Here is a 25,591-nt window from a genome sequence, read left to right as displayed (position 1 = left end):
CCGCCGTTATCGTGCCGAGGGTGAATCATGTTCTCAAACCACTGTCGAGCCGGGACTATTTCAGCGGCCTGTTAGGGCATGGCTTGCCTGGATCATCGCGGGCCTGTGGGCTTTTAGAGGTCTGCGAAACGGCCGGTATAAGGCAGTTACACTGGCCTGGGTCCATTGTTTGGGATGAACTAAGTCCCGTCGGGAGGGGCTGCCTAACCCATCATCAGATCCAAGCGTGTGCCCCAATCGACCTCTGCGCCTATAATCTTAGATTAATTCTATTTTGCTGTGCACCCTTCAAGAGAGCAAGTGCAGCTGCATTCCGAGAAATTCCAAAATCTTGTGAAACTTCAGAACGAAGAAAGAATCTTTTAACAAGAACTTCAGAATTCTCGGGTAACACAAAGTAACCGGGGTCTTCTGATCCGAAAACCTGTTTGGACTTCGCCGCATAAATTTCAACTTGTTGGTCTACATCCAATGCACCAACGCTTTCCGGCAGGCCCAGCGATGTGCGGAGGACGTTACTCAATGAAGGCGACGCCATCACTGAATACCACTTCGACCGGGGCGTAGCAGATTTTTCCGCAATCTCTGAAATATCTCTCTGTGCCGCCATAGCAAGTCGCATATTAACATCAACCTCGCCCACGGCGATCTCAAACTGTCGATTCCTATACTGATCTATGATCTCATCTGCGAAATCGGATAGCTGCGTGCGTGGAGGGGAGGTGTCTGCGAAGCCAAAAGCTTTCGATAAGGCAAAGTACCTTTTGTCCGAAAGCCTATTCGCAAAAGACGATTTGTCAAAAACCCCCTCCTTCAGAACTTTACTGACAAAGAACTTATTATTAATATCTCCGTCCAGGCCAAACGCTCCCAATGCCACCTTGAGAAGCCTTCTATCGGAAACAAGTTCTTCAGGGGTAGTGATGCTCCGAATATTGTCTCGGAAGTTTAGTTCGTCTCTACGAATGGCGGGTGAGTTAGAAAACGTCTCACTTTGTGAAGCTTGCGTTCGCTTTAAAAATTTCCATCCTGCGAAACCGCCAACCGGAATGACCGGACGGTAGGTCATTCCTTGGCTGCGGCAAACAGCCGCTCCTCTCGGGGCAACAGGCCGCGCAACGCCTTAAGCGCCTGATAGTGCTGATCTTCTAGAACCGCGGCTGTTGCATGAGCAAGCTGAGACCTGCTATCGTGATCGGTGAGCACTTGGCTTAATTGCTCTATGCCTCGCACAAGCTGCATCTTCGCGTCACTCGGATCGACGTCACCAGACAAAACAAGTTGAGCAATGTAACAAACACGACGCACAGGGGTAGTCACCTCGGTGGGATGAATTGCATCCTTTAGCCGCAAGATATGGGCATTCGGCGTCATTATCGCGAGACGAGATCGCCGTTCTCCGTTCTCGATAACGGCGCCGTTGATCAAAACACGCTCTTTCGGCGCCAGTTTCAGGACGAGGCCAGTCATGCGTTATTTCCTTCTTGGCGTAGCCCCCGCATGATCGCAGTGTTGATCTCAATCAGGATGTCGACCGACTCTTTTCCCGACAGAATCTGCCTGCTGTGGCTTTGCGTGAATTCAGCGAGATAGAAAAGGCGCGCACGAAGCGGCGCGGGGAGCTTGTTCTCCGGGTCTGCTACATCTGCCGCAAGCGCGGTCCACAAGCGACGATTGTCATAGATTGCTCGAGCAAGCGCCGAAAAGCCTAGTGGTCCGAGATCCCTAGCGGTTTGCAGCCTATGCGTGATGCGTGCGAAAATCTCGTATTCGGTGCCGCGCGGGGTTCGGGTTGGCACGCCAGGGGCGGCATAGGCCGTTTTGGCCATGAGTGTTGCGTTCACGGGAAGTCCTTCCAGTGGCTGAATGCACTATTTTGCGGCTTTGCCGCCAAAGGGGGCGCACGATCGACGCCCCCTCCAGATATCAGCGGAACAGGGACAGAATGTTCTGCGGCTGCTGGTTCGCGATGGACAGCGACTGGATGCCAAGCTGCTGCTGCGTTTGCAGGGCCTGGAGACGCGCGGAAGCCTCTTCCATATCCGCGTCCACCATCGCACCGATGCCGGCCTTGAGCGAATCCGTCAGGTTCGAGATGAACTCGGCCTGTGCGCCAATTCGCGATTCAGCCGAACCGAAGTCGGCCGCCGCCTTGATTGCACCATCGATCATGGTCTCGATGTCGACGAGCTGGGCACCCAGCGTCGACGCATCGGTCACGTCGATCGTGTCCAGCTTGGCAAGATCACCTGAACCCGCATTCTTGAATGACGCGGCAAACGACAGGTCCGTGGTGCCATCATTGGTCAGCACCAGTTGGTCATTGGCGGCATCAAAATCAATGGAAATGCCTTCGACCCCCAAAGAGTCGATCGCCGTCTTCAGACCAGCGGCAATGGCGTCCGAAACATCGGTTTGCGCCAGATCATCGTCGGTCACCGTGTAGGTTGCCGTCTTGCCCCCAATCGCGACATTCAACTTGTCACCGGCAGCAAGGGCGGGCGACGCAGCACCGTTGATTACGATGTTCGCGGTGCCACCTGCCGCATTCAGCGGGCCAGCGGCGCTATCTCCACTGGTCGATACGCCGGTCGATCCAGCAAAAACATCCTTCGCCGTATATCCATCCTGCGCGAAGTTGACACCAGCAACAGAGATTTTCGAAGCGGTCACATTCCCGGAGGAATCCCGGTTCAGCGATGACAGGATGTCCGCGCTGGAGCTTCCGTCGACAAGATTGAGGCCGTTGAACTGGGCAGCGCCCACCACCGATGCGATCTGATCCTTCAGGGCGGTGATATCCGTCTGGATCTTTTCGCGGTCGACGTTGTCTTCCTGGGCTGCAACAATCTTGCCCTTCATCTGCGTCAGCAGATCAGTGATCGTTTCCGACGCCTTGCGTGCCACGGCGACAGTCGATTCACCCAGCGCAAGGCTGTCCGAGATGCCGGAAAAGCCCTTGACGTCCGATTCCATCACCTTCGAGATTGCCCAGACTGCGGCATTGTCCTTGGCCGAGTTGACCGATTTGCCGGTCGAGATTTCGGACTGCGTCTTGGCCAGCCCCGAGTTGATGCCCTTGAGAGTTTGCAGCGCAACCATCGCGCTGGTGTTCGTCAGAATGCTAGACATACCATGTCCTTTACGGAAGGGACGCTTTGCGCCCGGTTTGTGAAATCGCGCCTGCGGCGCTACTCATGGTGTTCTGACCAATGCGGCGGTGGATTTTCAGCGCCGCGCCATCTCTTGGATGCAGGGTCACCTTGCGTGGCAAGACCTAATTCTTTGCTAAGATCCAATCTCTTACAGCGCCAAGTTAGCCCGCATTTTCATAAATTGGTTTACGCCCGCCGCTCCAACGACGACGTCTCTGCGCCGATGGTGCGCGCCTGGCCGTTCTTGTCATAGCTTGCAAGGCTGGATGCCGCGTTTCTGATCTGTGACAACCGCAGCTGCGCGGCGCGAATCCCCTTCAGTGCGGCTGACACAAGCTGCTGATTGTCCTCGGCAAGCTGCATCAAGCCGGCCAGGCGCGCGCGATCCGCACCCTCCAGCGCCTCAAAGACCTGCTGCTTGCGCTCGACGATCATGGCGATCTGGTCAAGATCACCATTCAACAGCGCGTTGCGTTCCATGCGCAGGACATCTTCAAGGTCCGCGATCGGGTCTGCGGTCGGATCAGTGGTCATGGTTTGATTTCTCCAGTGATTTGAACAACGTTTCTGCCAGGCCGATCCCGCCGGCATGGGCCAATGCGGTCGCCTGTTCGTGGCGCAGGAACGAGGCAAACTGTTGCTCGCCAATGCCACCGCCGAAGGTCGTGGATGATTCGCCAAGGCCGGCATGGCGCAGCATCTCGGTCAGGAACTCTGCCTCCAGGGCCACGGCCTTGTCGCGCAATGACTGCGCCTGTTCAGGCGCCTTCCGGGGTGCCACAGGCAAATGAGGGGGGATTTTCACGAAAATATCTCCGGTTTGATGGTGATATCCGCAGTTATTGCCTTGTTGAGGTAAAGAAGCGGTAACCTCCTGCTGGCATGGTCGTTCCCGTCATCGACAGAAGTCGTGAGGATCATGAACCCGTTCGTTTCCCCAGAACTCGGCAAATCAGATGTCACCCGTGGCTTTCGGCCCGGGGCTCCGGCAGGGCTTTCGTTGGAAGGCGCGGCCGCTTTTGAACCTTTTCTGTCAAGGGAAACGGGGCAGATCAGGGCTTTTGATGCACTGCCGGTCCTGCAGGTTTCCGTCGATTCGCTGACTGGGCTTGGGTCGGCGCTGGAAAATGCATGTATTCTGCCGCCTGACGCGGGCACGGCGGATGAGGCGGCCGATAAGGCCAACGGACCAACGAATATTTGTGCCGAGGGCGCCGATGTACCGATCCGCGTAGCTGCCGAAGACTGCGTGACCCAGCATGGGACCGGCGACGTCCTCCTTGCCGCGACACCACAACCGATCGATCCAGTCGGGACAATGGACGTTGGGGCCACCTATACCCTGACGCCACAGCCGCTTTCGCCGGGGCCGCAGCAACTGGAAACGGCGCTGGATATAGCCCCGCAAACGATTGAAAAGTCATTGGAAAGCGTTGCGAAAACTCCGGTCGCGCAGGGCCCGGCGCTGGATGATTCGCGTTTGCAGGCAACAGGCGTGGTGCAAGCTATCGCGCCGAGGCCGATGGGCGTTGACGCACCCCCATCCCCGGCGCACGTTGATGATCGGAGTCTCCCCGTCCCGGAAACGCAGCACCGCGTGGCCAGCGTGCCAGACCGCGTACCAAAACACGTCGCCCCACTCCCTTCTTCGGGCCAGATAGCACCGGATGGGAATCCAGATCCGGAAACCGGCGGTCATGATGAAGGCGGCAAGGTGCTTCGGCAACCTGAGGGGAATGTCGTCGATTATCCCGACGCGGCCCTTGGCGAAACCGCCGCGCAAGCGAACCTATCCACCGCCGAACCGCAGGACCAAAGCCCCGCGGAAGAGGCCCGCCCTCTTCTACAGATCCCGCGCACAGTAGCATCGGGTGCAAATGCAACGACCGACACATCCCCACAACCTCTTGCGGGCCAGGAAGCACGCGACGACACGGGAAACGCAGTATCGGCGGCGGCTGAGCCACAAACGAAGGCCATGCCCGCGCCTGCCCAAAACATGCGCCCATTGATCACGCAACCGGTCATGGAACCGGAGTCAGGGGTAGACGGCAGGATTCCCCCGATGGCCGAGGTGCCCGCCCCAACGGTCGCGGAAGGTGGCGAAACGACATACGCAACGCCGCCGCAGAGGACGGGTTTTTCCACGCCTCAGGCTTCCCCGGCACCCACGCCGCCGACCGACTTGCCCCTTGACGACGTGGCCGCTCCGATAACCATGCCCGCGCAGCCATCATTGGATGACCGTTCCGCACCTGAAGCACCGCTCGGGCCTGGCCTTCCCGGGGTGCCGCGACCGCTTGAAGCCGCAGATCCCGCACCTGCAAGGATTGCCTTTGACATGGCCCCGGGGATGGAACGCGCAGAATCTACACTGCCAATGACGGACCGCCCCGCACAGATGTTGTCACTGACGCAAAACGCTTCGGGGGGTGCGCCGACTGTCTTCGGGGCCCCGGCTTCCGAAGTCGCGCAGTCAATCGGGCGGCAGATGACCGTGGCGCTTGCGCAGCCTGTCGAAGGCTCGGTTGAGCTGTCGCTGGCGCCCGAGGAACTGGGCAAGGTTCGCATGACGCTGCATACAACCGACGTGGGCATCACGGTTTCGGTTCACGCCGAGCGCTCTGAAACGCTTGACCTGATGCGACGGCACATCGAACAACTTGCCCGCGACTTTCGGGAACTGGGCTATGCCGCAATCACCTTTGATTTCGGGAACTCTGCCGAACGCCGGCAGGGGCAGTTGATGCAGCGCGATGGACAACATGCAAAACCCACGCCCGATCTGGCACCCGATCTGATGCCTGCGGCGGTGCGACCTTCCGGCTCTGCTGCGCCTTCTTTGGCGCAGGGCCTTGATTTGAGAATGTAAGAGGCAACCATGGTTACTGCTATTTCCTCGGCTTCGATGCCGACATCTGCCCAGACGACGCAGGAAAAGCCCGCTGGCGGAATGATCAGTTCTGATTTTCAGACTTTCCTGCTTATGCTGACAACGCAGATGCAAAATCAGGACCCGCTTAATCCAATAGAAAGTTCGGATTATGCGGTGCAGCTTGCGACTTTTTCAGGGGTCGAACAGCAGGTGCGCACGAACCAGCTGCTGGAAGGTTTGGCTGCGCAGATGGGTGTCGCCGGCATCTCGCAACTGGCCGGTTGGGTCGGGCTGGAAGCACGGGCCGCGGCACCGGTGGCTTTCGATGGTGCGCCCCTGACCCTTGCCCCCAATCCGGCGGCGGGCGCTGATCAGGCACTCCTCATCGTCAAGGATGCGTCCGGAAACACGGTCGCGCGCGACCCGCTTGCCGTTTCCGACATGCCGATCCAGTGGGACGGTAGCCGGCTTAACGGTTCCCGACTGCCCGCCGGTCTCTATTCCTTTGAGATCGAAAGCTACAATTCCGGCGTCCTGCTGTCCTCGAATCCGGTCGAGGCCTATGCCGAAATCCTTGAGGCGCGCGGCACACCGGAAGGGACGGTCCTGGTCCTGCGTGGTGGTGCAACGATTGCGGCCACCGATGTCACCGCCCTGCGCCAACCGCAATGATCTTAAAGGATTTCGCCGGCGATCAGCCCGATCAGAAATATGGCCATGCCCGCCGCCACCAGGACCCAGGCATCGCGTGATCGCTGGCGGGGTGGCTCGGGCGCGATGTTTCCTTGCCGATCAAGGGCGTTCTCGACCGCGGCAGGCAAACGGGGTCCGAAGCGCGCCAGCACCTGAAGTGTGCGCACCATGTCACGAAGCGCGGCCCGGGGGCCCAGATTTTCGCGGATGTAGCTTTCCACCACCGGATGCGCGACTTCCCACATGTTGATCGAGGGATTGAGCGATCGCGCAACACCTTCGACAACAACCATCGTCCGCTGCAGCAGGATCAGTTCGGTCCGCGTCTGCATCCCGAACCGCTCGGTGACCTCGAAAAGATAGGCCAGAAGACGCGCCATCGAGATATGCGTCGCATCCATTCCAAAAATCGGCTCACCCACGGCGCGCAGGGCAAGCGCGAATTCGTTGACATCGCGATCAGCCGGGACATAGCCCGCCTCAAAATGCACCTCGGCAACCCGCCGATAATCACGGCGAATGAACCCCATCAGGATCTCGGCATAGACCCTGCGGGTATATTCGTCGATCTGGCCCATGATCCCGAAGTCATAGGCGATGATATCGCCATTCGCGGCCGCCTTAAGATTGCCCTGATGCATATCCGCGTGGAAATATCCATCCCGCAGCGCATGGCGCAGAAAAAGCTGCAACACGCGTTCCGACAGCGCCACCGGATCAAGCCCCGCCGCGCGAATGGCCGCCACATCCCCCAGCGGCAGGCCTTCGGCCCAGCCCATCGTCATCACCCGCCGGCTGGACAGGTGCCAATGCGGGCGGGGAACGGCGAACCCCTGATCCTTTTCCGTATTGGCCGCAAATTGCGAGGCCGCCGCAGCCTCAAGCCGAAGGTCCAGTTCGCCCATGACCACGCCTTCGAAATGCGCCACCACATCCGACGGGCGCAGGCGCCGCGAGGCGGGGGACAGCATCTCGATCATCTTGGCGGCGAAATGGAACGCGTCCAGATCACGCCGGAAGGCACGCTCGATCCCCGGGCGCAGCACCTTGATCGCGACTTTTTCCCCCGTATCGGCGCGACGCGCAGAATGCACCTGCGCGATCGAGGCGGCCGCGACGGGTTCCGAAAAATCCATGAACAGCCGGTCGACCGGCTGCCCCAGATCCGCCTCGATCGCGGCTTTGGCGACGGTGACGGAAAAGGGCGGCAGCTTGTCCTGCAGCACACGCAACTGATCGGCCAGTTCCTGACCGACCACATCCGGCCGGGTCGACAAAACCTGCCCGAACTTGATGTAGGCGGGGCCAAGCGCCGTGATCGCGCGGGTCACCGGCGGCAGGGCGGGGTCGCCGCGGTATCCCAGCCATTTGAACGGCCAGCCCATGATCCGGGCAACGAACCGCAGACGCGGCGGCACCTCCATCGCCTCAAGCGCAACCTTCATCGCGCCGGTGCGTTCAAAGGTTGCCCCGGTACGGATCAGCCGCCAGATGTTGTGGGGCCCGCGCATCAGATCTTCCAGCCCGAATGCAGGGCGGCGATGCCCAGTGTCAGGTTGCGGTATTTGACATTGGCGAAACCGGCCTCGCGGATCATGGCGGCGAAGGTGTCCTGATTGGGGAACTTCCGGATCGATTCCACAAGATATTGATAGCTGTCGCGGTCATTCGCCACGATCTGGCCCATCACCGGAATGACATTGAAGGAATAGCGGTCATAGAGCCATTGCAGCATGTCATTCGGGATCTGGCTGAATTCCAGCACCATCAGCCGCCCCCCCGGGCGCAGGACGCGATAGGCCTCGCGCAGGGCATCGGGGATGCGGGTCACGTTCCGGATGCCGAAGCTGATGGTGTAGACGTCAAAGGAATTGTCCTCGAACGGCAGCGCCATGGCATCGCCCACCACCCACGACAGCCGGTCGGCCATATCCTCGGCCTCGGCACGCTTCTGTCCCTCGATCAGCATAGGCTCGGTCATGTCGCAGACGGTCGCCGTCGCGCCGGGCGCCCGTTTCAGGAACCGGAAGGCCACGTCGCCCGTGCCCCCGGCCACGTCCAGCAACCTTTGCCCCGGCCGCGGCGCCAGCCAATCCATCATGGAATCCTTCCATAAGCGATGGATGCCCACGCTCATCAGGTCATTCATGATGTCGTATTTCGAGGCCACGCGCGAAAACACGCCATGCACCATGCCAGCCTTCGCGCCTTCCTCTACCGTCTGGAAGCCGAAATGCGTGGTCTTGTCCTGCCCGTCGTTCATGAGCCCTTGCCGATCCTGAATTGTCCCCCTTCTTATAGGGGCCCCAGCGCCCAAGACAATGCGACAGGAGAGACGATGCCCGAACTGCCCGAGGTTGAAACCGTCCGCCGGGGCCTTTTGCCCGCGATGGAGGGCGCGATGATCGAACGGGCCGAGGTCAACCGCCCCGATCTGCGCTGGCCCCTGCCCGAACGCATGGCCGAACGGCTGACCGGCGCGCGGGTGGACCGGCTGCGGCGGCGATCGAAATATATCCTCGCCGATCTGGATACGGGCGAAAGCCTGCTGATCCATCTTGGCATGTCGGGGCGGATGCTGGTGTCCGGCGTCATGCTGGGCGGTTTTCACCTGGACCATCCCGCGCCGCAGAAGCACGACCATGTGGTGTTACACATGGCAGGCGGGGCGCGTGTCACCTTCAATGATGCCCGCCGCTTTGGCGCGATGGATCTGGTGCGGACCGATCGCGAAGATGCCTATTGGCTGCTTTCAGGCCTGGGGCCCGAGCCCTTCGGAAATGCTTTTAATGAGGCCTATCTGGTCGAACGGCTGAAAGGTCGCACCACACCGATCAAGGCCGCGCTGCTGGATCAGCGGATCGTGGCGGGGCTGGGGAATATCTACGTCTCCGAGGTGCTTCACCGTGCCGGGATCGACCCGCGCCGTCAGGCCGGTCGTATCGCCGCGCAGCGGGTGGCCGGGCTGGTCCCGATCATCCGCGAGGTGCTGGCCGAGGCGATCGAGGCGGGCGGCTCATCGTTGCGCGATCACCGTCAGGCGGATGGCGAGTTGGGGTATTTCCAGCATGCCTTCCGCGTCTATGACCGCGAAGGCGAACCCTGCCAAACCTGCGCCACACCGATCCGCCGGATCGTGCAATCGGGCCGATCCAGTTTCTTTTGCCCGACATGCCAAAAATGACAGGCAGCCAGAGATGACTTGATAATCGGGCCGGTCCTGATAGGACTTGCCCCGAACAGAAGGAAAGGCATCGCCACATGGCCTACCAGACCCTGATCGTTGAGATCGAAGACTACGTCGCGCTGATCCGCCTTAACCGTCCCGAAGCGCTTAATGCACTGAATTCGCAACTGCTGAGCGAATTGGGCGATGCGCTGAAGGCCGCGGATGCGAATGAAAAGGTGCGCTGCATCGTCATTACCGGTTCGGAAAAGGCCTTTGCCGCCGGCGCCGACATCAAGGAGATGTCGGAAAAGACCTTTGTCGACATGTTCTGGACCGATTTCTTCGGCACAGAATCGATGCGCATCACCCAGACCCGCAAACCGATCATCGCGGCCGTGTCGGGCTATGCGCTGGGCGGCGGCTGCGAACTGGCGATGATGTGCGATTTCATCATCTGCTCGGAAACGGCGAAATTCGGACAGCCCGAAATCAATCTGGGCGTCGTGGCCGGTATCGGCGGCACGCAACGGCTGACCCGGTTTGTCGGCAAGTCCAAGTCGATGGACATGCACCTGACGGGCCGTTTCATGGATGCCGCCGAGGCGGAACGCGCAGGCCTTGTGTCGCGCGTGGTGCCCGTGGCCAAGCTGATCCCCGAGGCGATGGCCGCAGCCCGCAAGATCGCCGAGAAATCCGCGCTGACCGCGATGGTGGTGAAAGAGGCGGTGAACCGCGCCTATGAAACCACGCTGAGCGAAGGCATCCTGTTCGAACGCCGCGTGTTCCATGCCCTGTTCTCGACCGAGGATCAGAAAGAGGGCATGTCTGCCTTCCTGGAAAAGCGTGAACCCCAGTTCCGCGACAAGTAAGCGGTTCCGTCGGTTGGGGCTTCCCTTCCGGCGGAATTTGCCGTAAGGACGCCGCTTACATGCGCGTGGAGCCCGCTCAGGCTAGAATCATCCGGTTCGTTGGGACAACCGGGCTTTGTTGCGCAATCGAATTGTAACAGACCCGGGAAGTGGGAAATACCATGGCTAATACGCCCCAATCCAAAAAACGCGCCCGCCAGAGCGAGCGTCGCAATGACGTGAACAAGGCGCGCCGTTCGCGCATCCGCACCTTTATCCGCAAAGTCGAAGAAGCCATCGCTTCGGGCAACGCCGAAGCCGCCGTTGCGGCGCTGCGCGCGGCCCAGCCGGAAATGGCCCGTGGCGTGACCAAGGGCGTGCTGCACAAGAACACCGTTGCGCGCAAAATGTCCCGCCTGTCGGCACGCGTGAAATCGCTGAACGCCTGATATCGGCAGACGGAACGAATTCCAGAGGGGCGTGCCTTCCAGGCGCGCCCCTTTTTCGTTCTTACATGGGGCAAAGTCGGGGCCGATCCGGCAGATATCGATTGAGCGCAGACTACACAATGACCGTCCTGCAAATGCAAAATCCGCGGCGCGCCCAAGGGCGCATCGCGGAATTTTGTTACCAAAAACCTGGAAAAGTGGTGAGCCCGACAGGATTCGAACCTGTGACCCACTGATTAAAAGTCAGTTGCTCTACCAACTGAGCTACGGGCCCATCACATGGCGCTTCCTATAAACCTGCGCCGGGCGGGTCAAGGGCAAAAATTGCGAAAAATCGCACCACTGGAAGAATCCCTTCAGCGGACGTATATGCGCGCCATGGAACACAAACGCATGCCCCCGGGCCTGCCCTTCATGAAGATGCATGGGCTTGGCAATGATTTCGTGGTGATCGACGCCCGCAGCGGCGCCGATCCGGTCACGCCTGCGCTGGCGCGCGCGCTGGGCGATCGGCACCGGGGCGTCGGCTTTGACCAGCTGGCCGTGATTCTGCCCGCCGAGGATGCCGATTTCCGCCTGACCTTCTGGAACGCGGACGGGACCGAGGCCGGCGCCTGCGGCAATGCCACGCGCTGTGTCAGCGCCTGGATGATGGATCAGCTGGGTCAGGATTCGGTCACGCTTGTCACCCGGCGTGGGAAACTTGCCGCGCGGCGGCGGGCCGATGGGCTGACCAGCGTGAACATGGGCGCGCCGATGCTGGACTGGGCGCAGGTTCCGCTGGCGCGCGATCTGGACCTGACCCATCTGCCGCTGCCGGGCGATCCGGTCGCGGTGGGCATGGGTAACCCGCATTGCGTTTTCTTTGTCCCCGACGCCGAGGCCGTCGATGTCGCGGGCTGGGGCGCGCGGGTGGAACATGACCCCCTGTTCCCGCAGGCCACGAATGTGGAATTCGCAAGCGTGACCGGCCCCGACCGACTGCGGATGCGGGTGTGGGAACGCGGCACGGGCATCACGCTGGCCTGCGGCTCGGGCACTTGTGCCACCGCTGTCGCAGCGCATCTGCGTGGCCTGACCGGGCGGCAGGTGATTGTCGACGTCGATGGCGGCACGCTGGAAATCGACTGGCGTGACGATGGTGTCTGGATGACCGGCCCCGTCGCGCATGTCTTTGACGGGGTGCTGACCCCCCTGTTCCTGGCAAGCCTGTGAAGCCCCCGGTTTTCGCCACGCTTGGCTGCCGCCTGAACGCCTATGAAACCGAGGCGATGAAGGAGCTTGCCGCCGCCGCGGGCCTGGAAGGCGCCGTGGTCGTGAACACCTGCGCCGTCACCGCCGAGGCGGTGCGCAAGGCCAAGCAGGAAATCCGCCGCCTGTCGCGCGAAAACCCGCAGGCCGCGATCATCGTGACCGGCTGCGCGGCGCAGACCGAGCCTGAAACCTTCGCCGCCATGCCCGAGGTCACCCGTGTCATCGGCAACCACGAAAAGATGCAGGCGGAAACTTGGCAAGGCATCGCCGCCCCCGACCTGATCGGCCAGACCGAAAAGGTGCAGGTCGATGACATCATGTCGGTGCGCGAAACGGCCGGCCATCTGATCGACGGCTTTGGCCGCCACCGCGCCTATGTGCAGGTGCAGAACGGATGCGATCACCGCTGCACCTTCTGCATCATCCCCTATGGCCGTGGCAATTCGCGATCCGTCCCCGCCGGGGTGGTGGTGGACCAGATCAAGCGCCTGCGCGACCGTGGCTTCAACGAGGTGGTGCTGACGGGGGTCGACCTGACCTCGTGGGGGGCCGATCTGCCGGGCCAGCCGCGGCTGGGTGATCTGGTGATGCGGATCCTGCGGCTGGTGCCCGATCTGCCGCGCCTGCGGATCTCGTCGATCGATTCGATCGAGGCGGATGAAAACCTGATGCTGGCGATCGCGACCGAGCCGCGCCTGATGCCGCATCTGCACCTGAGCCTGCAGGCCGGCGACGACATGATCCTGAAGCGGATGAAGCGCCGCCACCTGCGCGACGACGCGATCCGGTTCTGCGAAGAGGCCCGCCGCCTGCGCCCAGGCATCGTCTTTGGCGCCGACATCATCGCGGGCTTCCCGACCGAAACCGAGGCGATGTTCGAAAACTCGCTGCGCTTGGTCGAGGATTGTGGCCTGACCTTCCTGCATGTCTTTCCCTTCAGCCCGCGCAAGGGCACCCCGGCGGCGCGCATGCCGCAGGTGTCGGGCGCCGCGGTCAAGGAACGTGCGGCGCGTCTGCGCGCGACGGGCGAAGCCGCGCTGGCCCGCCATCTGGCTGCCGAGGTCGGGCAGGACCGCGTGATCCTGACCGAAGGCCCGCGTCTGGGCCGGACCGAGTTCTTCACCGAGGTCGCCTTTGACCGCGACATGCCCGAAGGCACGATTCTGACAGCGCGCATCACCGGGCAGGACGGCGCGCGGCTTCTGGCGTGACGCCGGGGGTTTCACACCCCCGGACCCCCGTGGGATATTTCTGCAAAGTCGAAGGGCAGGGGTTCCGTTTTGCGTCCATACGGTTAGCTTGGCGGCATGCTGCGGATCAATGACGTCATCACGATTGCCGAATGGGAGCTGAGTGAAAGCTTTACCCGGTCGCAGGGGCCGGGCGGGCAGAACGTGAACAAGGTTGAAACAGCGGTTGAGCTGCGGTTTGAGGCAGAACGCTCGCCGCATCTGACCCCGGCGGTGAAGGCGCGGCTGAAACGGCTGGCCGGCAGGCGCTGGACGCAGGACGGCGCCATCGTGATCCGTGCAGAGGAAACCCGCAGCCAAGTCCGCAACCGGGAACTTGCGCGCGAACGGTTGGTTGAGATGATCCGTGCGGCGCTTGTGGCGCCGAAACGGCGGCTGGCGACCAAACCCACGCTGGGAAGCCAGCGGCGGCGGCTGAAGGCCAAGGCGGTGCGCGGAGAGGTCAAGGCGCTGCGCGGGAAGGTGGATGGGGATGATTGATCCTGCGGCATCTGAAAACCGGCCCTTCGATCCGCCAGCGGGCGGGCTGTGCTTCGCCGGAGGCATGTGATGGGGTGGCTTCGGAGTTTTCTGACAGGTTTGTTTGGCCGTCGCCCCCCGCATCTTCAGGTGGCGGCGATCTGCATGCGCAAACGCAAAGGTCGGCGCGAGGTTCTTTTGATTTCCTCGCTGGGCACCGGGCGCTGGATCGTTCCCAAGGGCTGGCCGATGCGCGGTCGCAGCCTTGCGGGCGCCGCGTTGCAGGAAGCCTGGGAAGAGGCGGGCATCCGGGGCCGGGTCGGGGCCGCGCCGATCGGCAGCTACGTCTATGAAAAGATGCAAGAGGGCGGCCTTGCCCTGCGCATCGAAGTGCTTGCCTTCCCGGTCGAGATCGAGACCCAGGCCGAACACTACCCCGAGGCCGGCCGGCGTGAGCGGATGTGGATGCCCGCCGCGCAAGCCGCCGAGAAGGTTGCTGAACCGGGTTTGCGCAAGATTCTGCGCGATCTAGCCACTGATTCAGAGGTTGTCGCACAAACGGAAAGCCGTTAACCCGCCTTTGGAAGGTGACAACCCCATGACGGAAACATGACATGCCCAAGGCACCCGTGAACCAGTGGAAGACGCTCGACAAGGATCTGGGCCGGATCGGGCGGCTGGAGGAAGCAACACAGTTTGTTTCCCGCGGGTTGGTTGCGCCGGGGATTGCACTGGCCTTCATCGTGCTGGCCGGCATCGCGGCTGCGGTTCTGATGGGGGCACAGCCCGGCAATCTGATCGTGATCGCCGCGGCGGTGATCGGGGCCTATATGGCACTGAACATCGGGGCGAATGACGTTGCCAACAACATGGGCCCGGCCGTGGGGGCCAATGCGCTGACGCTGGGCGGGGCGCTGTTGATCGCGGCGGTGTTTGAAACCGCGGGTGCGCTGGTTGCCGGGGGCGACGTGGTCAAGACGGTATCTTCGGGCATTCTTGCGCCCGACGCGGTTTCGGACGGGGCGCATTTCATCTGGGCAATGATGTCGGCCCTGCTGGCGGCGGCGCTTTGGCTGAACCTGGCGACAGCGCTGGGCGCGCCGGTTTCGACCACCCATTCCATCGTGGGCGGCGTCGTCGGCGCGGGCATTGCGGCGGCGGGCTTTGGTGCGGTGAACTGGCCCGCCATCGGCACCATTGCAGCCAGCTGGGTGATTTCGCCGGTTCTGGGCGGCATCATCGCCGCGGCTTTTCTGGCGCTGATCAAGTCCCGCATCATCTATGTCGAGGATAAACTGGCGGCCGCGCGCTACTGGGTTCCGATCCTGATCGGTATCATGGCCGGGGCCTTTGCCGCCTATCTGGCGATCAAGGGCTTGAAGCGGATCGTGGACATTAGCCTTGGGGGCGCGGTGCTGATCGGCCTGGCCACGGGCCTGGCCGCTTGGGCTGCATCGCGCCCGCTGATCCGGCGGCAGTCCGAGGGCCAGGAAAACCGCAAGAAGACGCTGAAGAAGCTGTTTTCCCTGCCGCTTGTCGTTTCGGCGGCGCTCTTGTCCTTTGCGCATGGCGCCAATGACGTGGCCAATGCCGTGGGTCCGCTGGCGGCCATCGTGCATGCGGTGCAGGATGGCGGCGTCGGGGGGCAGGTTGGCATCCCGCTTTGGGTGATGGTCGTGGGTGCGCTGGGCATTTCCTTCGGGCTTGTGCTGTTCGGACCCAAGCTGATCCGGCTGGTCGGATCGGAAATCACCAAGCTGAACCCGATGCGCGCCTATTGCGTGGCGCTTTCGGCGGCGGTGACGGTGATTGTTGCGTCCTGGCTGGGGTTGCCGGTGTCTTCGACCCATATTGCGGTTGGCGCGATCTTTGGGGTCGGGTTCTTCCGCGAATGGCATGCCGAACGACGCGCGCGCGCGCTGGGGCTTAGCAAGGGCAAGCCGATCCCGCCCGAGGAACGTTCCCGCCGCAAGCTGGTGCGCCGGTCGCATTTCGTGACGGTGGCTGCTGCATGGGTCGTGACCGTGCCTGCGTCGGCCGGGCTTTCGGCGCTGGTTTACATCATTCTGGTGGGCATCGCGGGCTGATCGATCAGACCTGAACCGGGATGGCCTTTTGCGGGCCAATTCCGAACACCCGCTTGTAGCGCGCAATTTCATCCGCCGGGCCGGTCGCCTTTTCGGGATTGTCCGACAGCTTGACCGTCGGCCTGCCATTCGCCGCGACCGCCTTGCACACCAGACTGAAGGGCGCCAGCCCGTCGCCCTTGACCAGGCCGCGGAAATCATTGGTCAGAAGCGTGCCCCAACCGTAGGAATCCTTGACCCGGCCCGCGAAGCGCTGGTGAAGTTCGATGATCTTGTCGACATCCAGCCCGTCGGAAAAGATCACCAGCTTCTTGGTCGGATCCTCGCCGCGCGATTGCCACCAACGGATCGCGGTTTCCGCCCCCTCCGCCGGATCGCCGCTGTCGATGCGCACGCCGGTCCACCCCGCCAGCCAATCCGGGGCATGTTGCAGAAACTGTTCCGTGCCATAGGTGTCGGGCAGGATCACGCGCAGATTGCCGTCGTGTTCGTCGTGCCAGTCGGCAAGCACCTTGTAGGGGGCCTGGCGCAGCTGATCCTCGGTATCGGCCAGGGCGGCATAGACCATGGGCAATTCATGGGCATTGGTGCCGATCGCCTCGATATCACGGCGCATGGCGATCAGGCAGTTCGAGGTGCCGATGAACGCGCCTCCGCGCGCGGCATCGCCAAGGCCCTCGATCATGGCCTGCACGCACCAATCCTGCCACAGGAAGGAATGGCGCCGCCGCGTGCCGAAATCGGCGATCTTCAGCCCGTCATGCGGACGCAGCGCCTCGATCTTTTCCCACAGGCGCGTCATCGCGCGGGCATAAAGCACTTGAAGTTCGAATTTGCCCATGTCCTTCAGAACCGCGCGGCCACGCAATTCCATCAGAATCGCCAGCGCGGGGATTTCCCACAGCATGACCTCGGGCCAGTTGCCCTCAAAGGTCAGCTCATACTGGCCGTCTTTCTTTTCAAGGTGATAGGGCGGCAGGCGCAGAGCCTCGAACCATTCCATGAAGTCGGGGCGGAACATCTGGCGTTTGCCGTAAAAGGTGTTGCCGCGCAGCCAGGTGCTTTCGCCCCGCGTCAGGCGCAGGCCGCGCACATGGTCCAGCTGTTCGCGCAGCTCGCCTTCGTCGATCAGCTCGGCCAACCGGATCGATTTGGTGCGGTTGATCAGGCTGAAGGTGACCTGCGTGTCGGGCTTGTTGCGAAAGACCGACTGGCACATCAGCAGCTTGTAGAAATCCGTATCGATCAGCGACCGGACAATCGGATCGATCTTCCACTTGTGGTCATGGACCCGGGTTGCGATATCGACCATTCATGCCTCCAGGATGACGCCGGCATCCACCATCGCCGTCCGTGCATCGGCCAGCGATCCGTTCAGGTCGATCGCCCGGCAGGCGCTTTCGATCACCCGCGCGCGAAAACCAAGCCGCGCCGCATCAATCGCCGACCAGGCCACGCAGAAATCCAGCGCAAGGCCCACGAAGGTCAGATCGCGCACCCCGCGCGAGCGCAGATAACCTTCCAGGCCGGTCGCGGTGCTATGATCGTTTTCGAAGAAGGCCGAATAGCTGTCGATCCCGCTGCGAAATCCCTTGCGCAGGATCAGATCGGCGGGGTCAGTCAGCAGGCCGGGGTGGAACGCAGCCCCCGCGGTGCCCTGAACGCAATGCGTCGGCCACAGCACCTGCGGACCATAGGGCATGTCGACCACCGAAAAAGGCGCCGCCCCCGGATGGTTGCCCGCGAACGACCCGTGATCGGCCGGGTGCCAATCCTGTGTCAACACCTTCACGGCAAAGTCGCCCATCAGATCATTCACGGGCCCGATGATCTCATTCCCGCCCGCCACGGCCAGCGCACCGCCGGGGCAGAAATCATTCTGAACGTCGATCACAATCAGGGCTTCGCTTGCATCACGCATGGGGGCCTCCTGCCGCGGGTCAGCCCCATGGGTAGGGTCTGGGGCGCGCCGCGTCAACGTGAAGCCTTGCAGCGCAGGGGGGCAAGGCGTAGGGAACCGGCATGTATATCGTCGCTGCCCTTTATCATTTCACCCGCTTTGCCGACCCCGCCGCGCTGCGCGGGCCGCTGCTGGCCTTGGCCGAAGGCGAAGGCGTGCGCGGATCGCTTCTGCTTGCGCCCGAGGGGATCAACGGCACCATCGCCGGGCCGCGTGCGGGTATCGATGCGGTGATCGCCCATATCCGCGCCCTGCCCGGCTGTGCGGGGCTGGAGTGGAAGGAAAGCACCGCCGCGGAAATGCCCTTTGGCCGGATGAAGGTGCGCCTGAAGCGCGAAATCGTGACGATGGGCCAGCCCGCGGTCGACCCCCGCGCCGCGGTGGGCCATTATGTCCAGCCGCAGGATTGGAATGCCCTCATCTCTGCCCCCGATGTGGTGGTGATCGACACCCGCAACGATTATGAGGTCGCCATCGGCACCTTCGAAGGCGCCGTCGATCCGGGCACACGGTCGTTCCGCGACTTCCCGCGCTGGTGGCAGGATAACGCCCACCGCTTTCACAACAAACGGGTGGCGATGTTCTGCACTGGCGGCATCCGTTGTGAAAAATCCACCAATTACCTGCTGAGCCAGGGGGTTGAGGATGTCTTTCACCTGAAGGGCGGCATCCTGAAATATCTGGAAGATGTCCCCGAGATGGAAAGCCTGTGGCGGGGCGATTGCTTTGTGTTTGATGGCCGCGTCAGCCTGCGCCACGGGTTGAAACAGGGCGATTACGACAGCTGCCACGCCTGCCGCCGCCCGGTTTCACCTGCGGACAAGGCCCATCCCAGCTTTGAACAGGGCGTTTCCTGCCCACATTGCATCGGTGAATATTCCGATGCCGACCGCACCCGGTTCCGCGAACGCGAACGCCAGATGCGCCTTGCCGTCCAGCGCGGCGAACGGCACCTGGGCCGGGGTCAGTCCGGCGCGCCGGACGCGGACTGAACCAGATCGGAACGGGCCCGCGTCACCGTTTCCCCTTGCGCCGGAAAGCCCAGGCGCGGAAGGTCAAACCCCATGCCCCCGGCAAGCACCGGGGCGGCGGTCGCAACGGCAAGGACAAGGCCCAGAATGATGCGTATCATCGGCCAATTCCCGACTGAGCAGGTCAGCTCAGTTTTCAGGATGAATGTTGGATGCTCGGTTCATTTTGCCAGTTGCATGCATGCGCCACCACGATACATTAGAATAATTCTAAACGGAGCCCCGCAATGATCCCCGGATTTGCCCAGCGCCGCCGCTTCTCGGACCTCAGCGAACAAGAGGTGCTGGCGCTTGCCATTTCCTCGGAAGAGGACGACGCCCGCATCTACCGCCAATATGCCGAACGGCTGCGCGCCGATTATCCGGCCACCGCGCGGATCTTTGAGGCCATGGCCGCCGAAGAGGATGAACACCGGCGCCGCCTGATCGATCGCCACCGCGACCGGTTTGGCGAGATGATCCCACTGATCCGGCGCGAACATGTCGCGGGCTTTTACGCCCGCAAACCGATCTGGCTGGCCAAGAACCTGCCGCTTGACGCCATCCGCGCCGAGGCCGAGGCGATGGAGCGCGAAGCCGGACAGTTCTACACCCGCGCCGCGCAACGCACCGCAGACGCGGCAACGCGAAAGCTTCTGGGCGATCTGGCCGCCGCGGAACAGGGCCACCAGACGCGCGCGCAGGAACTGGGCGAAACCCACCTGACCGAAGATGCCAAATCCGAAGAGGACCGCGCCGCCCACCGCCAGTTCGTGCTGACCTGGGTGCAGCCCGGTCTGGCTGGGCTGATGGATGGTTCGGTCTCGACGCTGGCGCCGATCTTTGCCACCGCCTTTGCCACACAGGACACCTGGACCACATTTCTGGTGGGGGCCGCTGCCTCGGTCGGGGCGGGCATATCCATGGGCTTTACCGAAGCCGCATCCGATGATGGCGAATTGTCGGGGCGCGGCAGCCCGTGGAAACGCGGCTTTGCCTCGGGCATCATGACGGCGCTGGGGGGCATGGGCCACGCCCTGCCCTATCTGATCCCCGATTTCTGGACCGCCACCACCATCGCGATCATCGTCGTCTTCATCGAGCTTTGGGCAATCGCCTGGATTCAGAACCGCTTCATGGAAACGCCCTTCCTGCGGGCGGCGATGCAGGTGGTGCTGGGGGGCGCGCTGGTCTTTGCCGCGGGCGCGCTGATCGGCGGGGGCTGACAGACCGGAGAAAGAATTTTCCAAGCGGCGCTGGCAAGGCAAAAGGCCGCATGCTAGCCATTGGCCATGCTGGCGATCTTTATCAAGACCCTTCCCTTTTTCGCGGTGATCGGCCTGGGCTGGTTTGCCGGGCGCATCCGCGTGTTCCCCGCCCAAGCAACGGCGGCGCTGACGAAATTCGTCTTTTATTTCGCGCTGTCGGCGATGCTGTTCAATTTCAGCGCGCAGCTGTCGCTGGATCAGCTGTTCGACCCGGCCTTCGCGCTGGCCTATCTGTGCGGATCGGTCCTGGTCTGGGCGCTGGGGATGGGCGCGGCCCTGGCCCGGCGCCTTCCCGCCGCCGAGGCGGCGATGGAGGCGCATACCGCGATGACCGGCAATACCGGCTTTCTGGGTGTGCCGATGCTGGTGATGCTGCTGGGGCCGGCTGCGGCGGGTCCGGTTCTGATGGTGCTGGCGATTGACCTGATCGTGTTTTCCAGCCTGTTCACCCTGATCGTGACCAAGGCCCGGCACGGCAGGGTTTCATGGTCGCTGTTCGGGGCGCTGGGGCTGGGCCTGCTGAAGAACCCGATGATCGTGTCCATGGCGGCGGGCCTTGCCTGGGCCGCGATGAAGCTGCCGATGCCGCAGCCCCTGGGCGAATTCATGACCCTGCTGGGGGCCGCGGCAACGCCGGTGGCGCTGTTCGCCATCGGCGCATCACTGGCCGAGCGATCCGCGGAACGTGTGCGCCCCGCGCTTTGGCTGTCCTTTGCCAAGCTGGTGTTGCACCCCCTGGCCGTCGCGGTGATGGCGCTTTGGGTGTTCCAGGTCGAAATCTACGCCGCCGGTGTGATGATCGCGGCTGCGGCCCTTCCCGTGGCGGGCAATGTCTATATCCTTGCCAGTCACTACGGGGTTGCGCCGCAGCGCGTTTCGGCCTCGATCCTGATTTCCACGGCTGTCAGCATCCTTACGGTGCCAGCCGTCATCGCCTGGGTCACAAGCCTTTAGGAGAAGACAGATGCGCACGATATCGGAAAATCGCTGTTTCGGGGGCGTTCAGGGCGTTTATGCCCACCCCTCACAGGCCACCGGAACCGAGATGACCTTTGGTCTGTTTCTGCCCGAAGAGGCCGACCGCAGCCCGGTGCCGGTGCTGTGGTATCTGTCGGGGCTGACCTGCACCCACGAAAACGCCATGGTCAAGGCCGGCGCGCAGAAATGGGCCGCCGAACACGGGCTGGCGCTGGTCTTCCCCGACACCTCGCCGCGCGGCGAAGGCGTCGCCAATGACGAAGCCTATGATCTGGGCCAGGGTGCCGGGTTCTACGTCAACGCCACCCAGGCACCCTGGGCACCGCATTTCCGTATGTGGGATTACCTGGCCGAGGAACTGCCCCGCATCGTCACCGCCGCCTTCCCGCTGGATGAGGAGCGCCAGTCCATCACCGGCCATTCGATGGGCGGGCATGGCGCGCTGACGCTGGCCATGCGCCTGCCGGGGCGGTTCCGGTCGGTTTCCGCCTTCGCGCCGATCGCGCAGCCGACGCAATCGGACTGGGGTCGCAAACAGCTTTCGGCCTATCTTGGCAGCGACGAAAGCCTTTGGCTGAACCACGATTCCACCCATCTGATGACGGAATACGGGTTTGATGGCGATGTGCTGGTGGATCAGGGCGCGCAGGATCAGTTCCTGACCCTTCTGCGCCCCGAGGCGCTGGCCGGTGCAATGGCCACCCGTCGCCAGCCCGGCGCCTTCCGCGTGCAGCGCGGCTATGACCACAGCTATTTCTTCGTGGCCAGCTTTATCCCCGACCATATCGCTTTCCATGCCGAGGCGCTTTGGCGGTGATCTATCTGGATGCCGATGCCTGCCCCGTAAAGGATGAGGCCGAGCGCGTGGCGACGCGTCTGGGGATCGAACTTCTGATCGTGTCGAACGGCGGGCTGCGGCCCTCGGCCAACCCGCTGGTTCAGATGGTCTATGTCCCCGAAGGCCCGGATGAGGCCGACAAGTGGATCGCCGACCGCGCCGGCCGCGGCGATGTTGTGGTGACCGGCGACATCCCACTGGCGGCGAAATGCGTGGCCGCCGGCGCGCGTGTCCTGAAGCATGACGGCGAGGCGCTGACCCCCGCCAATATCGGCAACGTGCTGGCGACCCGCGACCTGATGGCCGACCTGCGCAGCGCCGATCCGTTTCGCCAGGGTGGCGGCAAGGGGTTCACCAAGGCCGATAGGTCGCGGTTTCTGGATGCGCTGGACCGCACCGCGCGCGCCGCAATGAGGGACGGGAATGGTTGAGGCCGTGGTTTTCGACATCGGCAACGTGCTGATCGAATGGCAGCCCGAGCGGTTCTATGACACGATCATGCCCCGCGCCGAGCGTGAGGCGATGTTCGCCGAGGTCGACCTGCACGGCATGAATGACGTGATCGACGCCGGCGGCCCATTCCGCGAAACCATCTACGCCTGGGCAGACCGCTACCCGCGCTGGCGCGACCATATCCGCCGCTGGCACGACGACTGGATCCAGATGGCCCAGCCCGTAATCCCGCGGTCGCTGCGCCTGATGCAGGCATTGCAGGCCAAGGGGGTGCCGGTCTTCGCGCTGACCAACTTCGGCATCGGCAGCTTCGAGCATGCCAGCGGCTTCTATCCTTTCCTGCGTGCCTTCGACCGGGCCTATGTCTCGGGTCATCTGGGCGTAATCAAACCCGACCCGCGGATCTATGAACGGGTCGAATCCGATTGCGGCCTGGCCCCTGGCGCGCTGCTGTTCACCGACGACCGGGCAGACAACATCGCAGCCGCCGCCGCGCGTGGCTGGCAGACGCATTTGTTCACCGGGCCCGAAGGCTGGGCTTCGCGGCTGGTGGCCGCAGGCCTTCTGACCGCCAAGGAAGCGCAATGAGCATCGACTTGATCGGCCCCGAGGCCGAGGCCCATCTGGACTGGCTGACCCTGACCGAGGCGCTGGAAGCCGGCCACCGCCTGCCCCGCGCCGAGGTGGCCGATACCTTCCTGTATCGCGGCCCCGATACCTTGCTGACCCGGTCCGCCTGGATCGACGGGCTGGGCATTGCGGTGAAGGCCGCCACGATCTTTCCGGGCAACCCCGACCAGGGGCGCGGCATGGTCAACGGTGCGATGAACCTGCTGAACGACCGCACCGGCCTGCTGGAAGCGACCGTCGATTTCCACCTTGTGACGAAATGGAAAACGGCGGGCGACAGCCTTCTTGCGGCGCGCAAACTTGCCCGCCCCGACGCGCGGCGCATCCTGATCGTGGGAGCGGGTGCGGTTGCGCGATCCATGATCGCAGCCTATTCCGCCGCTTTTCCCGGCGCCGCCTTCACCATCTGGAACCGCACCGCCGGATCGGCCGCGCGGCTGGCCGAGGCCACCGGCGCCAGTGTGGCCGCCGATCTGGAGGCCGCGGTGCGGCAGGCAGAGATCATCGCTACGACCACGATGTCATCCGAGCCCGTGATCCGGGGGGCATGGCTGGCGCCGGGCACACATCTGGATCTGATCGGCGCCTATCGTCCCGACATGCGTGAAGTGGACGACACCGCGTTGAAACGGGCCCGGCTGTTTTGCGATTCGCGCGCCACGACGATCCATCACATCGGCGAGTTCCGCGACCCGATCGCCCGCGGAATCATCCGCGAGACCGACATCGTCGGCGATTACTACGATCTTGGGGCGGGGGCGTTCCGGCGCGAGACTGCGCAGGACATCACCCTGTGCAAGAATGGTGGCGGCGCGCATCTAGACCTGATGACCGCGCAATACATCCTGCAGGCTTGGCGCCTGCGGTGATGCCAGCGCTGGGCCTTCTGTCTTGCCCGGGTGATCAGGAAGACGATCAGCTTTCGCGAAATGCGCGGACGAAGAAATTTGTAAACGGGCTTAGCAGGTAAGACAGCGGCGCGCGTGACCCGGTCTGGATGAACACATCGACCGGCATCCCCGGGATCAGGGCAAGATCGCCAAGGCGTGTCAGCGCATCGGGGGCGGGAATGATTTCGGCCCGGTAGAACGGCATGCGCGTGCCCTCATCCATCAGCGCGTCGGCGGAAATGCGCGCGACATGCCCAGACAGTTCCGGTGCGTTGTGCCCGGCGACGGCAGACAGGCGCAGCGTAGCCTGCTGCCCGATGTGCAACTCATCAATATGCACTGTCGGGATCTGCGCGGCGATGACCAGGGGCCGGTCCTGCGGGACCAGGAACAGAAGTGGTTCAGCCGCGCGAATGACCGCCCCCGGGGTCGTAACCGCCATGGCGTGAACAACCCCGCCGACGGGCGCGCGAATGTCCAGCGCCGCGATGCGCGCCTGCAAAATGCGTCGTCGCTCGGCCAGCTCCAGCTGCCGGTCGCTGTCTTCGCGCAGCGCAGCCTCGGCCTCTTCGCGGCGGGCCGAGGCAAGGCGCAGCCGTTCCAGTTCGATTTCCGCCAGCCGCCCCTCGGCCTGTGCGCGCAGCGCGGAAAGTTCACCCAGGCGCCCGGCCAGCGCAGCGGCTTCGCGCTCCAGCGCCAGAACACGACCGGCCTGGGCAAGCCCCTTGGAAAGCAACCCGCGCTGGTCCTGCAGTTCCCGGGCGATCAGTTGGCTCTGCGTCCCCAACGCGGCAATCTGGGCCTCGATTCCGCCAATCTGGCTGCGGGTCTGGTCCAGACGACGGCCAAGCTGGTCAAGCGATCGCGCAACCGTATCGGCACGGGCCGTGAACAGCCGCGCCTGACCGTCCATCAGGGTGGCCACTTCGGCCCGTTGATCCACCACGCGCTGCAATTCAGGGGGAAAGACCGGGGCCATGGCCCCTGATCGTTCCGCCTCAAGGCGGCCGCGGCGGGCCAGCAGTTCAAAATACTGCCCCTCAACAATCGCAAGTTCCGATCGTAGTATGTCGCCGTTCAGCCGGATCAGCGGCTGACCGGCGCGGACAGGATCGCCATCGCGTACGAATATGTCGGCGACGACACCGCCGTCCGGGTGCTGCACAACCTGACGCTTCTGATCCACTTCGACCTGCCCCGCCGCAACCACCGCCCCGGAAATGCGTGCCAGCCCCGACCAGAGCCCAAAGCCGCCCAGTAGAACACCGATCATGACAAGGCCCAGCAGCACGGGCCCGCGGGTTGACACATCGGTCACCATTGCC

The 25,591-nt window shown here is 63.0% G+C and carries 29 protein-coding genes and 1 tRNA gene; 17 read left to right on the top strand and 13 right to left on the bottom strand.

Annotated features, from left to right (window positions below; translation table 11 throughout):
• Positions 1-250: 250 nt before the first annotated feature.
• The 6 genes from MXB90_RS09365 to MXB90_RS09340 form a co-directional block, all read right to left on the bottom strand.
• Complete coding sequence (locus MXB90_RS09365) at positions 251-1,069, bottom strand: DUF1217 domain-containing protein (protein ID WP_250043907.1); 819 nt, start codon at positions 1,067-1,069, stop codon at positions 251-253.
• A complete protein-coding gene (gene flbT / locus MXB90_RS09360) occupies positions 1,066-1,470 on the bottom strand; it encodes a flagellar biosynthesis repressor FlbT (RefSeq protein ID WP_250043906.1) in 405 nt (134 codons plus the stop codon). Before flbT ends, MXB90_RS09365 begins: the two co-directional genes overlap by 4 nt.
• The gene (gene flaF / locus MXB90_RS09355; RefSeq protein ID WP_250043905.1) at positions 1,467-1,844 is read right to left on the bottom strand and encodes a flagellar biosynthesis regulator FlaF; all 378 of its coding nucleotides are present in this window, start codon (positions 1,842-1,844) and stop codon (positions 1,467-1,469) included. The genes flbT and flaF overlap by 4 nt, the downstream gene beginning before the upstream one ends.
• An 82-nt stretch (positions 1,845-1,926) precedes the next feature.
• The gene (locus MXB90_RS09350; RefSeq protein ID WP_250043904.1) at positions 1,927-3,132 is read right to left on the bottom strand and encodes a flagellin; all 1,206 of its coding nucleotides are present in this window, start codon (positions 3,130-3,132) and stop codon (positions 1,927-1,929) included.
• A 209-nt stretch (positions 3,133-3,341) separates the two neighbouring features.
• On the bottom strand, positions 3,342-3,689 hold the full coding sequence (locus tag MXB90_RS09345; protein WP_250043902.1) for a hypothetical protein: 348 nt from the start codon (positions 3,687-3,689) through the stop codon (positions 3,342-3,344).
• Positions 3,679-3,900, bottom strand: a complete 222-nt coding sequence (locus tag MXB90_RS09340; RefSeq protein ID WP_462982262.1) for a rod-binding protein — start codon at positions 3,898-3,900, stop codon at positions 3,679-3,681. Before MXB90_RS09340 ends, MXB90_RS09345 begins: the two co-directional genes overlap by 11 nt.
• A gap of 174 nt (positions 3,901-4,074) precedes the next feature.
• On the opposite strand from MXB90_RS09340, the gene MXB90_RS09335 reads away from it, so the two are divergent.
• Together MXB90_RS09335 and MXB90_RS09330 are read left to right on the top strand one after the other, a co-directional pair.
• Complete coding sequence (locus MXB90_RS09335; RefSeq protein ID WP_250043900.1) at positions 4,075-6,027, top strand: flagellar hook-length control protein FliK; 1,953 nt, start codon at positions 4,075-4,077, stop codon at positions 6,025-6,027.
• Between the two features lie 9 nt (positions 6,028-6,036).
• Positions 6,037-6,702, top strand: a complete 666-nt coding sequence (locus tag MXB90_RS09330; protein ID WP_284040782.1) for a flagellar hook capping FlgD N-terminal domain-containing protein — start codon at positions 6,037-6,039, stop codon at positions 6,700-6,702.
• Between the two features lie 2 nt (positions 6,703-6,704).
• Here MXB90_RS09330 and ubiB read toward each other — a convergent pair whose 3' ends face one another.
• Together ubiB and ubiE are read right to left on the bottom strand one after the other, a co-directional pair.
• Positions 6,705-8,234 (bottom strand): 2-polyprenylphenol 6-hydroxylase, encoded by a 1,530-nt coding sequence (ubiB, locus tag MXB90_RS09325; protein WP_250043896.1) that lies wholly within the window; start codon positions 8,232-8,234, stop codon positions 6,705-6,707.
• Positions 8,234-8,986, bottom strand: a complete 753-nt coding sequence (gene ubiE, locus MXB90_RS09320; RefSeq protein WP_250043893.1) for a bifunctional demethylmenaquinone methyltransferase/2-methoxy-6-polyprenyl-1,4-benzoquinol methylase UbiE — start codon at positions 8,984-8,986, stop codon at positions 8,234-8,236. The genes ubiB and ubiE overlap by 1 nt, the downstream gene beginning before the upstream one ends.
• Before the next feature lie 75 nt (positions 8,987-9,061).
• Between ubiE and mutM the strand changes: the two genes are divergently transcribed.
• The 3 genes from mutM to rpsT all read left to right on the top strand — a co-directional run bounded on the left by mutM (position 9,062) and on the right by rpsT (position 11,189).
• Positions 9,062-9,907, top strand: a complete 846-nt coding sequence (gene mutM, locus MXB90_RS09315; protein WP_250043891.1) for a bifunctional DNA-formamidopyrimidine glycosylase/DNA-(apurinic or apyrimidinic site) lyase — start codon at positions 9,062-9,064, stop codon at positions 9,905-9,907.
• Positions 9,908-9,984: 77 nt separating this feature from the next.
• Positions 9,985-10,761, top strand: coding sequence for an enoyl-CoA hydratase (locus MXB90_RS09310; RefSeq protein WP_250043889.1), 777 nt, complete (start codon positions 9,985-9,987; stop codon positions 10,759-10,761).
• 161 nt (positions 10,762-10,922) lie between these two features.
• Complete coding sequence (rpsT, locus tag MXB90_RS09305) at positions 10,923-11,189, top strand: 30S ribosomal protein S20 (RefSeq protein ID WP_250043886.1); 267 nt, start codon at positions 10,923-10,925, stop codon at positions 11,187-11,189.
• Positions 11,190-11,387: 198 nt separating this feature from the next.
• Here the strand turns inward: rpsT and MXB90_RS09300 are convergent.
• Positions 11,388-11,463, bottom strand: a tRNA-Lys gene (locus MXB90_RS09300).
• Positions 11,464-11,567: 104 nt separating this feature from the next.
• Here MXB90_RS09300 and dapF point away from each other — a divergent pair.
• The 5 genes from dapF to MXB90_RS09275 all read left to right on the top strand — a co-directional run bounded on the left by dapF (position 11,568) and on the right by MXB90_RS09275 (position 16,239).
• Entirely contained in the window at positions 11,568-12,404 is an 837-nt protein-coding gene (dapF, locus tag MXB90_RS09295) for a diaminopimelate epimerase (RefSeq protein ID WP_250043884.1), read from the top strand.
• Positions 12,401-13,654, top strand: a complete 1,254-nt coding sequence (gene mtaB / locus MXB90_RS09290; RefSeq protein WP_250043882.1) for a tRNA (N(6)-L-threonylcarbamoyladenosine(37)-C(2))-methylthiotransferase MtaB — start codon at positions 12,401-12,403, stop codon at positions 13,652-13,654. Before dapF ends, mtaB begins: the two co-directional genes overlap by 4 nt.
• Before the next feature lie 96 nt (positions 13,655-13,750).
• Complete coding sequence (arfB, locus tag MXB90_RS09285; protein ID WP_250043879.1) at positions 13,751-14,173, top strand: alternative ribosome rescue aminoacyl-tRNA hydrolase ArfB; 423 nt, start codon at positions 13,751-13,753, stop codon at positions 14,171-14,173.
• A 69-nt stretch (positions 14,174-14,242) separates the two neighbouring features.
• Positions 14,243-14,725: an NUDIX hydrolase gene (locus MXB90_RS09280; protein ID WP_284040781.1), complete on the top strand. Its 483-nt coding sequence runs from the start codon at positions 14,243-14,245 to the stop codon at positions 14,723-14,725.
• 41 nt (positions 14,726-14,766) lie between these two features.
• Complete coding sequence (locus MXB90_RS09275) at positions 14,767-16,239, top strand: inorganic phosphate transporter (protein ID WP_250043877.1); 1,473 nt, start codon at positions 14,767-14,769, stop codon at positions 16,237-16,239.
• 4 nt (positions 16,240-16,243) lie between these two features.
• Here the strand turns inward: MXB90_RS09275 and pncB are convergent, their stop codons facing one another.
• Together pncB and pncA are read right to left on the bottom strand one after the other, a co-directional pair.
• Positions 16,244-17,551: a nicotinate phosphoribosyltransferase gene (gene pncB, locus MXB90_RS09270; RefSeq protein WP_250043876.1), complete on the bottom strand. Its 1,308-nt coding sequence runs from the start codon at positions 17,549-17,551 to the stop codon at positions 16,244-16,246.
• A complete protein-coding gene (gene pncA / locus MXB90_RS09265; protein WP_250043875.1) occupies positions 17,552-18,160 on the bottom strand; it encodes a bifunctional nicotinamidase/pyrazinamidase in 609 nt (202 codons plus the stop codon).
• A 101-nt stretch (positions 18,161-18,261) separates the two neighbouring features.
• On the opposite strand from pncA, the gene trhO reads away from it, so the two are divergent.
• The gene (gene trhO, locus MXB90_RS09260) at positions 18,262-19,191 is read left to right on the top strand and encodes an oxygen-dependent tRNA uridine(34) hydroxylase TrhO (RefSeq protein ID WP_250043874.1); all 930 of its coding nucleotides are present in this window, start codon (positions 18,262-18,264) and stop codon (positions 19,189-19,191) included.
• On the opposite strand, the gene MXB90_RS09255 is transcribed toward trhO, so the two are convergent.
• Entirely contained in the window at positions 19,164-19,331 is a 168-nt protein-coding gene (locus MXB90_RS09255) for a hypothetical protein (RefSeq protein ID WP_250043873.1), read from the bottom strand. The two genes, trhO and MXB90_RS09255, sit on opposite strands and share 28 nt — an antisense overlap.
• A 126-nt stretch (positions 19,332-19,457) precedes the next feature.
• Here MXB90_RS09255 and mbfA point away from each other — a divergent pair, with 126 nt between their 5' ends.
• From mbfA to MXB90_RS09225, 6 genes are all read left to right on the top strand, one after another.
• Positions 19,458-20,435, top strand: coding sequence for an iron exporter MbfA (gene mbfA, locus MXB90_RS09250; protein ID WP_250043872.1), 978 nt, complete (start codon positions 19,458-19,460; stop codon positions 20,433-20,435).
• Positions 20,436-20,501: 66 nt separating this feature from the next.
• On the top strand, positions 20,502-21,431 hold the full coding sequence (locus MXB90_RS09245; protein WP_250043871.1) for an AEC family transporter: 930 nt from the start codon (positions 20,502-20,504) through the stop codon (positions 21,429-21,431).
• Between the two features lie 10 nt (positions 21,432-21,441).
• A complete protein-coding gene (gene fghA / locus MXB90_RS09240; RefSeq protein ID WP_250043870.1) occupies positions 21,442-22,272 on the top strand; it encodes an S-formylglutathione hydrolase in 831 nt (276 codons plus the stop codon).
• Positions 22,263-22,724, top strand: a complete 462-nt coding sequence (locus tag MXB90_RS09235; protein ID WP_250043869.1) for a YaiI/YqxD family protein — start codon at positions 22,263-22,265, stop codon at positions 22,722-22,724. The genes fghA and MXB90_RS09235 overlap by 10 nt, the downstream gene beginning before the upstream one ends.
• The gene (locus MXB90_RS09230) at positions 22,717-23,334 is read left to right on the top strand and encodes an HAD family hydrolase (RefSeq protein WP_250043868.1); all 618 of its coding nucleotides are present in this window, start codon (positions 22,717-22,719) and stop codon (positions 23,332-23,334) included. The genes MXB90_RS09235 and MXB90_RS09230 overlap by 8 nt, the downstream gene beginning before the upstream one ends.
• A complete protein-coding gene (locus tag MXB90_RS09225) occupies positions 23,331-24,245 on the top strand; it encodes an ornithine cyclodeaminase family protein (protein ID WP_250043867.1) in 915 nt (304 codons plus the stop codon). The genes MXB90_RS09230 and MXB90_RS09225 overlap by 4 nt, the downstream gene beginning before the upstream one ends.
• 46 nt (positions 24,246-24,291) lie before the next feature.
• Here MXB90_RS09225 and MXB90_RS09220 read toward each other — a convergent pair whose 3' ends face one another.
• The gene (locus tag MXB90_RS09220; RefSeq protein WP_462982261.1) at positions 24,292-25,587 is read right to left on the bottom strand and encodes an HlyD family type I secretion periplasmic adaptor subunit; all 1,296 of its coding nucleotides are present in this window, start codon (positions 25,585-25,587) and stop codon (positions 24,292-24,294) included.
• Positions 25,588-25,591: the final 4 nt, after the last annotated feature.

This window comes from Phaeovulum molybdatiresistens (genome assembly GCF_023544865.1).
Taxonomy (GTDB): domain Bacteria; phylum Pseudomonadota; class Alphaproteobacteria; order Rhodobacterales; family Rhodobacteraceae; genus Pontitalea.
Note: the sequence above shows the minus strand (reverse complement) of the source record. Positions and strands in the feature narration are given on the sequence as shown.

Coding starts and splice junctions, on each gene's coding strand:
- MXB90_RS09345 (WP_250043902.1), bottom strand. CDS start 3,689: ATGACCACTGATCCGACCGCAGACCCGATCGCGGACCTTGAAGATGTC.
- MXB90_RS09335 (WP_250043900.1), top strand. CDS start 4,075: ATGAACCCGTTCGTTTCCCCAGAACTCGGCAAATCAGATGTCACCCGT.
- MXB90_RS09365 (WP_250043907.1), bottom strand. CDS start 1,069: ATGACCTACCGTCCGGTCATTCCGGTTGGCGGTTTCGCAGGATGGAAA.
- MXB90_RS09330 (WP_284040782.1), top strand. CDS start 6,037: ATGGTTACTGCTATTTCCTCGGCTTCGATGCCGACATCTGCCCAGACG.
- rpsT (WP_250043886.1), top strand. CDS start 10,923: ATGGCTAATACGCCCCAATCCAAAAAACGCGCCCGCCAGAGCGAGCGT.
- fghA (WP_250043870.1), top strand. CDS start 21,442: ATGCGCACGATATCGGAAAATCGCTGTTTCGGGGGCGTTCAGGGCGTT.
- mutM (WP_250043891.1), top strand. CDS start 9,062: ATGCCCGAACTGCCCGAGGTTGAAACCGTCCGCCGGGGCCTTTTGCCC.
- MXB90_RS09245 (WP_250043871.1), top strand. CDS start 20,502: ATGCTGGCGATCTTTATCAAGACCCTTCCCTTTTTCGCGGTGATCGGC.
- trhO (WP_250043874.1), top strand. CDS start 18,262: ATGTATATCGTCGCTGCCCTTTATCATTTCACCCGCTTTGCCGACCCC.
- dapF (WP_250043884.1), top strand. CDS start 11,568: ATGGAACACAAACGCATGCCCCCGGGCCTGCCCTTCATGAAGATGCAT.
- MXB90_RS09220 (WP_462982261.1), bottom strand. CDS start 25,587: ATGGTGACCGATGTGTCAACCCGCGGGCCCGTGCTGCTGGGCCTTGTC.
- flbT (WP_250043906.1), bottom strand. CDS start 1,470: ATGACTGGCCTCGTCCTGAAACTGGCGCCGAAAGAGCGTGTTTTGATC.
- MXB90_RS09225 (WP_250043867.1), top strand. CDS start 23,331: ATGAGCATCGACTTGATCGGCCCCGAGGCCGAGGCCCATCTGGACTGG.
- MXB90_RS09275 (WP_250043877.1), top strand. CDS start 14,767: ATGCCCAAGGCACCCGTGAACCAGTGGAAGACGCTCGACAAGGATCTG.
- MXB90_RS09280 (WP_284040781.1), top strand. CDS start 14,243: ATGGGGTGGCTTCGGAGTTTTCTGACAGGTTTGTTTGGCCGTCGCCCC.
- pncB (WP_250043876.1), bottom strand. CDS start 17,551: ATGGTCGATATCGCAACCCGGGTCCATGACCACAAGTGGAAGATCGAT.
- MXB90_RS09310 (WP_250043889.1), top strand. CDS start 9,985: ATGGCCTACCAGACCCTGATCGTTGAGATCGAAGACTACGTCGCGCTG.
- arfB (WP_250043879.1), top strand. CDS start 13,751: ATGCTGCGGATCAATGACGTCATCACGATTGCCGAATGGGAGCTGAGT.
- ubiB (WP_250043896.1), bottom strand. CDS start 8,234: ATGCGCGGGCCCCACAACATCTGGCGGCTGATCCGTACCGGGGCAACC.
- pncA (WP_250043875.1), bottom strand. CDS start 18,160: ATGCGTGATGCAAGCGAAGCCCTGATTGTGATCGACGTTCAGAATGAT.
- MXB90_RS09350 (WP_250043904.1), bottom strand. CDS start 3,132: ATGTCTAGCATTCTGACGAACACCAGCGCGATGGTTGCGCTGCAAACT.
- MXB90_RS09255 (WP_250043873.1), bottom strand. CDS start 19,331: ATGATACGCATCATTCTGGGCCTTGTCCTTGCCGTTGCGACCGCCGCC.
- MXB90_RS09230 (WP_250043868.1), top strand. CDS start 22,717: ATGGTTGAGGCCGTGGTTTTCGACATCGGCAACGTGCTGATCGAATGG.
- ubiE (WP_250043893.1), bottom strand. CDS start 8,986: ATGAACGACGGGCAGGACAAGACCACGCATTTCGGCTTCCAGACGGTA.
- mbfA (WP_250043872.1), top strand. CDS start 19,458: ATGATCCCCGGATTTGCCCAGCGCCGCCGCTTCTCGGACCTCAGCGAA.